This window comes from Candidatus Paceibacterota bacterium, from assembly GCA_035583355.1.
In the GTDB taxonomy this organism is placed as follows: Bacteria; Patescibacteriota; Minisyncoccia; order Phycocordibacterales; family UBA6899; genus JAJZQJ01.
Window position 1 is genome coordinate 252,068 of the sequence record DATEZQ010000003.1, and the last position, 7,447, is coordinate 259,514.

Here is a 7,447-nt window from a genome sequence, read left to right on the forward strand (position 1 = left end):
ATTCAGTTTTCAAAGCTTCACAGTACATTGTTTGTATTGATAGAGGTGGCTCGACGTTGTGGACCCACCCGGTCTCATTCCGAACCCGGAAGTGAAACATGATAGTGCCAATGATACTCTTCAGAAGAGGGGAAAGTAGGTAGCTGCCTCGATCAATGTAAACAATGAATGAAGAAACACTCGAAAGAGTGTTTTTTCTTATATGTTAAATTCTTAATGCAAGGTCTCCGCCTTTTGCAGAGGCTTGAATTTGTCAGAAGAGGGGAAATAAAAGAACGCCCCTTCGGGGACCAGGGCGTTCTTGCCCGATAGTGTCGCGCCTCCGCGCGTCAGATCAACTCACGCCTCAGCTACGCTGAGTCGCTCACGGGTAGGTACGCTGCAAATGCGCAATCCACTGATTGCGTCGCACTCGCTCTAGCAGGTAAGCCAATGATACCGAGATGCGCTGAGTCGCTCACGGGTAGGTACGCTGCCTCAATACACAGAGTTGCTCATTGTTAAATGTGCACATATTTAAATATTTAAATGCGCATTTAAGGATGTTTAGGGCGAACGTGCTAAACGTCTTTTTGGTGAAAGAGCGAGGCAGGGATTGACTTTTTGGCACTTTCAATTAATATTATAGGGCTTTGTTCTTTCCATGGGGCTGCCTTTCGGGGCGTGTATGAGTGACTACTCCTCTGGTACGCGAAGTTTGCGTATCTCGTCGTGGGCTTACCGCCTGCCAGCTCCTCCAATTTCTTTGCTCTTTGGGGCCGTCGTGCGAGCGTCTGTTCCCTGGGGAATGGAAGGCGAAGGTTCAACTCCTTCCGGCTCCGCCAAAGAGATCTCTAAGCCCCACGTGATGGGGTTTTTCTTTATTTCGATTTTAGTTGACATATTCCCACCATGTCGTAGTGTAAATCAGTCCTGCTCTTGAATTTTCATTCACCTATTGATATGGAGGCCTTATGTCGAACCAGTCGATGTCCCGCTCTGATACTGGGGTAATGCTCAGCGCGTTACTGCTCCAGATGCTCTGCAATCTTCATTTGGCACAGCGAGCGTTGCTGCAGGGCTATCTCACACTCTGTGATAGTAGTCTGCGTAACGCCTTGCTTTCGAGCATGGGCTCCGTGCGTTTCGTTGCGAGTGAAGATGATGCAGTTGTGATGAGGCAGATGAATCATGTCACCGAGAAGCTGCGTTCCGCAGTCGATTCATTGTCGGATCACAAGCAAACGGAATCCTCGATCTTGGAAGCGGGCATCGCTATCCTTGATGCGGAGGCGGTTACCTCAGGTACTGCTCCCTCCGCTGAGTTCAGCAGTATTCTCGAGGAGATATCGAATCTGTACCTCGCACTTGATGTCCCTGCTTAGGGTAAATCTATTTGGACGTTTACGACGAGCGTCGTAAACGTCCTTTTTCTAACTCTCGACAAAACGCGAATTTGGAATAGATTGTGTGTAGACAGTCACTTTGGAGCTTTTATGTATCTACTCGTACATGAGCATTGTCTATGTGAAGATTTCATAAATATGCTTGGGAGGTTTTGTGCGCTCACGTTGATTTCTGCGCCTATTGCGGTTGTGCTCGTGCTCCTCTCCGCCAGCAATTTCTGGTGGTCGAATGCACGTGTGCTATCTCGATTGCAGCGTGAAGAACCCTCTGTTCAGCGCATCATTTCTGTAGAACGACACCTCGCCAGTCCACCAATCTATACCGTAGAGCTTGAGGGTGGAGTTCGGGAAGCGTATCTTCTCGAGACGGATATCATACAGCGCTCATACTTTTTCCGTCGCTAAAGCGCAAAGTGCCCTCGGGCACTTTTTGTTTGAAATTGTTAGAAAATGTGTCAAAGTAGCCATATTTATAGGCATATAATAGTGATTGACTTTTGGCGAATATCGGGTAGTATTTGACTCAACGCTGAAGACAGCAGGTGTTCCGACAAAGGAACTTAATCTCCTGCCGAAGTACCAACTCTACCCACTTTTTTGGGCGGTTGATCTTCTCGTTAAGGTCGATCTTTTTATTTAGCAGAACTTTCCGTTAGCACCAGCGACGCAGCAAAGTTCTTGCTAAATTAACATAATTTACATGGCAATCACAAAGCAGAAGAAGACAGAGATCACAGAGAAGATTTCTCTTGGTCTCTCAACCGCTACCGGTGCAGCATTTGTTTCAGCTCGCGGAATCACCGCAAATGAAATGAATACACTCCGCCGTGAGCTCCGCGAGAAAGGAGTCAAGTATACCGTTGCAAAGAAGTCGCTTATGAAGCGTGCTTTCGTTGCGCAGGGTATCACAGGTACTCTTCCAGAGCTCCCAGGTGAAGTTGCAATCGCATGGTCTACCGACCCTGTCGCAGCATCAAAGGGTGTCTATGCATTCGTAAAGGCAAACAAGGACAAGATGCAGCTCGTTGGAGGAATCTACGAGGGCGCATTCATGTCAAAGGCCGAGATCACGGAACTCGCATCTATTCCTTCATACAAGGAACTCCAGGGCAAGTTCGCAGGTGTACTCAGCGCCGTTGTTACACAATTCGTACGAGTTGTGGACGCAAAGGCAAAGAAGGGCGAATAATTCAATTTGGATTGGCACAATGCCTATCCGTTTGAACACAGTTTCTATTTAAAACAAATTAAATTTCAATAACATGGAAGAGAAGTCAACAGTTGAGGTTCCTGCAAAGTTTGCAGCAATCGTCACCGCAGTTGAGAAGCTTACGCTTCTCGAACTCAACGAGCTCGTAAAGCTCCTCGAGACAAAGTGGGAGGTATCAGCAGCCGCAACAGCAGTTGCTGGCCCAGCAGTAGCAGCAGCAGCGGGCGAGGAGAAGACATCATTTGATGTTGAGCTCGCAGCAGCAGGTGCAACACCAGTTCAGGTCATCAAGGCAATCAAGGAGGTTCTCGGTCTCGGACTCAAGGAGGCAAAGGATATCGTTGACGCAGCACCAGCACTCGTTAAGGCCGGCCTCAAGAAGGAGGAGGCAGATGCGCTCAAGGCTAAGATTGAGGCAGCAGGTGGATCGGTTACACTTAAGTAATTTACCTAAACAAAAAAGACCCTTTGGTCTTTTTTGTTTAGGTAAATTACTTGAGTTCACCTGCATGGTAATGGCACTGGCCTTTTAGTTGCCGCTGGTTTCGAGAGGAATGTTGCGGAGGAGTTGGTCGAGTGAGGTGATGATGGTGCTCTTTGTGTCGCGGAGCGCGTCTGCTTCGTGTTGAGGGCGCAAGGGTGCGCGCTCGATGCGAAAGGTGATGAGACGTGGGTTGCGCTCCTGTGCATCAATGAGTACTATTGGGACGTCGTCGATGAAATAGTGCATATCTTCGCCGCTGTCATACTTTGTGAGCCACTCTGCTATCGCTTCTCCCTTGAGTCCAGGTACGATTATTGTGTCATTGAGATAGTGCGCAATTCCTGAGCCATGGATTTTGATTTCCTGTGCCGTGGGGTTCTCTGCGGTCGTCATGAGTACGATGCGATAGCCATTACTGCGCAGCGTGTCGAGTGTAGGTTTAACGTCCGGGAATACCAGTGTATGGAGATTGTGTACTTCATGCTCGAGGATTGAGATAAATGAGGCCGTGCCCATTTGTTCACTGGGCTCATATTTTTGCATGAGTGTAATGAGACCATTGGTGTCAAAAAGCGTGCGGTCAAAGTCGAGAAATACCGTATTCATGGGTAAATTATCTCATGCTCGAAGCATTTGTAAATGATGATTGTTCTCTGGGCGGTCTAGCTGAGAGACATATTCTTACATGCTCTACTCTATTCTCTGTACTCTAATTATGGTATAACTTCCTTATGTCAGACGAAAAAGCAGTCTATATTACAACGACCCTCCCTTATGTGAATGCGGCGCCGCATGTTGGTTTCGCTATGGAGATCATCCGTGCCGATAGCCTCGCACGCTACTATCGTTCACTCGGTAAGCAGGTCTTTTTGAATACCGGTACTGATGAGCATGGTGCAAAGATTCATGAGGCCGCAATGGCAGAGGGCGTCTCCCCTCAGGAATATACCGATAAACTTGCGGTACGTTTCAAGGACCTTGCCCCTGCACTCAATCTCCAAATCGATAGTTTCATCCGTACAACCGATGTACATCATGTAGCTGCTGCACAGGAATTTTGGAAGATCTGCGAAAAGAAAGGAGACATCTACAAGAAGCAGTACTCCGTGAAGTATTGTGTCGGCTGTGAGCTCGAGAAGACCGACTCCGAACTCGTTGATGGTCGCTGTGCAATTCACCCGAACCGTGAGATAGAATTACGCGACGAGGAAAACTACTTCTTCAAATTCTCGAACTATGAGAAGCCACTCCTTGCATTCTACGAAGCGCATCCAGACTTTGTGATCCCCGATTTCCGTTTCAATGAGATGCGTGCTTTCGTCTCTGGCGGTCTGCAGGACTTTTCGATCTCCCGTCTCGCTACGAAGATGCCATGGGGTGTCCCAGTTCCCGGCGATGAGGAACATGTGATGTACGTGTGGTTCGATGCGCTGGTGAACTATGTGTCCGCAATCGGTTGGCCAACGGACATGAAGAAGTTTGAGAGCCTATGGCCAGTCATTCAATACTGTGGAAAGGATAATAACCGCCAACAGTCGGCAATGTGGCAGGCAATGCTGATGAGTGCAGGACTCCCGAACTCCAAGCACATTATCATCAATGGCTTCATTGTTTCGGGTGGTCAAAAGATGAGCAAGTCTCTTGGTAATGTCATCAGTCCGTTCGACGTTATCGAGCACTTCAAGCCGCTCACGCCGTTCCCTGAGGATGTCCTTCGTTTCGTATTGCTCCACGACATTCCATCATTTGAGGATGGTGATATGACGATGGAGTCGATTGCAATCTCATATGCTTCAAATCTTCAGAATGGTATCGGTAATCTCACGAACCGAATTATGAAGATGGCCACGACCTATGGTGTTGCCGCAACATTTGAAGAGCTTGATGGTGCATCGGCGACACCAGAACTCTCGATACAGATGGACGGTTTTGATCTCCAGAAGGGGATAGGGTCAGTCGTCGAACGCATGCGCGAGCTCGATCGCACGATTCAGTCGACGGAGCCATTCAAGAAGATCAAGGTGGATCCAGAGGCGGCAAAGCGCGATGTGCATGCAATGCTCATTGAGCTCTATGCAATCGGCCGCGATCTTGCAATCTTCCTCCCTCGTACGGGTAGCGCAGTCATGGATTTCGCGAAGGAAAATAAAATGCCTGAAACGCCACTCTTTGCTCGTGCTGGTTAGTAAAAACACACACAGGTGTGTTTTTTCGTATGAAAAACCTGTGCGTGAGCACAGGTGAGCAGTTAGCGAGTAGGTTTGTAGTAAATTTTCTTACAAGTCGTACAGAAGAGGCCGTTGAAGGACTTTCCTCGCAGAAGAACTATATCGCATTGTGGGCAATATGGTCTTGGAAGTGTTGCAGACTCAATGTCGGGACGTTCACCACACACTTCACAGGTTCCATTTTCCAGAAGCCTTCCTTCACAGGTTGGGATCGCATGATGGAGCACGAACACTGCGGGCTCCATGTGATGACAAATATGCAGGTGGTCATTCATGGATCCGTGGCGAATATGTTCATTGCAGAATAAGCACTGACCGGCGCAGCAGGGTGCGCAGTGTCTCACGTGCGGATTGCGATGGCAGTCACAGTTGCATCGATGCATGCATCCCATGGCATCTCCTTTGTTCGTCAGGTATCTGTATATATACAAACATATTTGAGCGATAATGCAAAGTAGTCGCTCTATCGAAAACCCCTTTTCCGTGCCCTAGATAAGTACTTTTCTGCCATATTAAAAATGCTTGCCCCTTGTTTTCTTATGCGTTATAGTGTGGCAAGAACTTTGGAGAGGTGTCATGCCTACATCAGAAAAATTGCCTGGCCTTTGCTATAGCGAATACCTGACGCATCGCGCCATAGAACAGGATCGCAAGCGTAGCCTCGAGGACGTCGGAGCTGAGCCGAAGCGCGCCGAAGCGACCAATCAGTACGCCGCACATCGTCAGTATGCATTTGCGGTGACGGCATTCTTGAATCGCCGCGTCTATGTGCGCGATGCATACACGGAGAGGAGTGCCTCAATTTTGGGAAATTTCTTCGTGCACGGCATTAAAGCCTCAGAAGAACAGGATAAGGCGCTGCTCCATATGCATATTTCACCCTCGGCAGATATCAATGCTGCGATTTGGGTGAGTGTGCATCCTGGTACCTACATCATGTCTTGCAAATAATCATCGCCCCCAGGATTCTATCCGGGGGCGCTTTCATTGACAGTCAACTTCATTGCGGTAGTATCGAGTGAGAATATTCCTTTTGGGGGCCATATGCGTCGCAACCAGTCTGATTTCGTTGATTTTTTGTGGCATAAACAGCAACATCATCTCGCGTTTTCCATTGCTGCAGGGGAGCAGAGTCCGCTGCGCTACCATGATTGCATGGAAATGCTCGACACCATTCTTGTGCATGCAGAAGAGGAGTTCGAGCTCTATCCGCTTGTCTTCGTAACGGGCGCGCGAACGGACTCCGGGGAGGAATTCGCGGGTTCATTCATTGTGACGAAGTCGCGTATCCCGAGCACTGACGAGTTCGACGAGGGTGCATTGCTTGTGCTCATTGGAAGATCAAAAGAGACTGCACTTACAGGTTCTCTTCTGCTCTTCATTCACGAAGAGACGAACATTATTTTCGAGCATTAAAAAATGCGGCATGCCTAGGCATGCCGTTTTTGTTTATTTACGCATCTGGAATTCTTCATGCGTATGGATGGTGTGCAGGAAAGGTACACGCAGGAGGCAGGTGTCACACACGAGTACATCGTGTAGGTTTGTCGTGCGATGACGCGTGATCCTCCCGCCACAATAGCGGTGCGTTCCGTCGAAGCAGTATTCATCATCGGCCTCATCAATGAGAAGCTCATTTCCCTCATTATCTATTTTTATGATCTTCGGTAGTTCGAACTTCCCCATCTTTTCCATCTCCCGGAGTCGTGTGTAAAGCAGCTCTTCATCGGTGGACACAGGCATGCCAAAGAACATTTTAAGGCGCCTCACTCCATTGTTCTCTTTGAGCAGATGATTCAAGGTGAGCATCGCTGCCTCGTGTTGCTCCCCTGATTCATTTACGACATTGAAGTAGACCTCCGTGGCATGAATGTGTTCGCGGCTTCCGCGCACAATACTCAGCCTCTGGGGTACAACAAGTGCGCAGTCGATGAACATGAGCCCGAGGAAGTCTTTGATCAAGGAGGCATCCTCCATGGTGATTTCCTTGTGGCGCCTCAGCGAGTACTTGGCCTTAATGGGAGCGAGCGAAGCAGCAATCAGGGCGAGCTTGTTGTTCGTAGTCATGGAATCCTCCAAAACCCTTTCTTTGCCTATCCTAGCGGAACTTGGGGAATGGTCAATGTTAGGGGGGTTGACG

Annotated in this window: 10 protein-coding genes, 1 tRNA gene, 1 rRNA gene and 1 other annotated feature; of the genes, 10 read left to right on the plus strand and 2 right to left on the minus strand. The window is 48.7% G+C overall.

Translation table 11 applies throughout. The features are described 5' to 3' along the window. Positions 1-41: 41 nt before the first annotated feature. The 6 genes from rrf to rplL all read left to right on the plus strand — a co-directional run bounded on the left by rrf (position 42) and on the right by rplL (position 3,040). Positions 42-152: ribosomal RNA gene (rrf, locus tag VJ579_02630) — 5S ribosomal RNA — on the plus strand. Between the two features lie 602 nt (positions 153-754). After that, positions 755-824, plus strand: a tRNA-OTHER gene (locus VJ579_02635). Between the two features lie 129 nt (positions 825-953). After that, positions 954-1,364: a hypothetical protein gene (locus VJ579_02640; protein ID HXK37938.1), complete on the plus strand. Its 411-nt coding sequence runs from the start codon at positions 954-956 to the stop codon at positions 1,362-1,364. A 111-nt stretch (positions 1,365-1,475) separates the two neighbouring features. Beyond that, the gene (locus VJ579_02645) at positions 1,476-1,790 is read left to right on the plus strand and encodes a hypothetical protein (protein ID HXK37939.1); all 315 of its coding nucleotides are present in this window, start codon (positions 1,476-1,478) and stop codon (positions 1,788-1,790) included. 106 nt (positions 1,791-1,896) lie between these two features. Next, positions 1,897-2,029, plus strand: a sequence feature (ribosomal protein L10 leader region). A gap of 56 nt (positions 2,030-2,085) precedes the next feature. Beyond that, a complete protein-coding gene (gene rplJ / locus VJ579_02650; protein HXK37940.1) occupies positions 2,086-2,574 on the plus strand; it encodes a 50S ribosomal protein L10 in 489 nt (162 codons plus the stop codon). Positions 2,575-2,647: 73 nt separating this feature from the next. Further along, complete coding sequence (rplL, locus tag VJ579_02655) at positions 2,648-3,040, plus strand: 50S ribosomal protein L7/L12 (GenBank protein ID HXK37941.1); 393 nt, start codon at positions 2,648-2,650, stop codon at positions 3,038-3,040. 84 nt (positions 3,041-3,124) lie between these two features. Here rplL and VJ579_02660 read toward each other — a convergent pair whose 3' ends face one another. Further along, a complete protein-coding gene (locus tag VJ579_02660) occupies positions 3,125-3,685 on the minus strand; it encodes a hypothetical protein (protein ID HXK37942.1) in 561 nt (186 codons plus the stop codon). A gap of 125 nt (positions 3,686-3,810) precedes the next feature. On the opposite strand from VJ579_02660, the gene VJ579_02665 reads away from it, so the two are divergent. The 4 genes from VJ579_02665 to VJ579_02680 all read left to right on the plus strand — a co-directional run bounded on the left by VJ579_02665 (position 3,811) and on the right by VJ579_02680 (position 6,723). Further along, the gene (locus tag VJ579_02665) at positions 3,811-5,265 is read left to right on the plus strand and encodes a methionine--tRNA ligase (protein ID HXK37943.1); all 1,455 of its coding nucleotides are present in this window, start codon (positions 3,811-3,813) and stop codon (positions 5,263-5,265) included. Between the two features lie 29 nt (positions 5,266-5,294). Then, entirely contained in the window at positions 5,295-5,615 is a 321-nt protein-coding gene (locus VJ579_02670) for a hypothetical protein (protein ID HXK37944.1), read from the plus strand. Between the two features lie 268 nt (positions 5,616-5,883). Continuing rightward, positions 5,884-6,258, plus strand: a complete 375-nt coding sequence (locus VJ579_02675) for a hypothetical protein (GenBank protein HXK37945.1) — start codon at positions 5,884-5,886, stop codon at positions 6,256-6,258. A 93-nt stretch (positions 6,259-6,351) separates the two neighbouring features. Continuing rightward, positions 6,352-6,723: a hypothetical protein gene (locus tag VJ579_02680; protein HXK37946.1), complete on the plus strand. Its 372-nt coding sequence runs from the start codon at positions 6,352-6,354 to the stop codon at positions 6,721-6,723. 33 nt (positions 6,724-6,756) lie between these two features. On the opposite strand, the gene VJ579_02685 is transcribed toward VJ579_02680, so the two are convergent. Further along, positions 6,757-7,374 (minus strand): hypothetical protein, encoded by a 618-nt coding sequence (locus tag VJ579_02685; GenBank protein ID HXK37947.1) that lies wholly within the window; start codon positions 7,372-7,374, stop codon positions 6,757-6,759. Between the last annotated feature and the right edge of the window lie 73 nt (positions 7,375-7,447).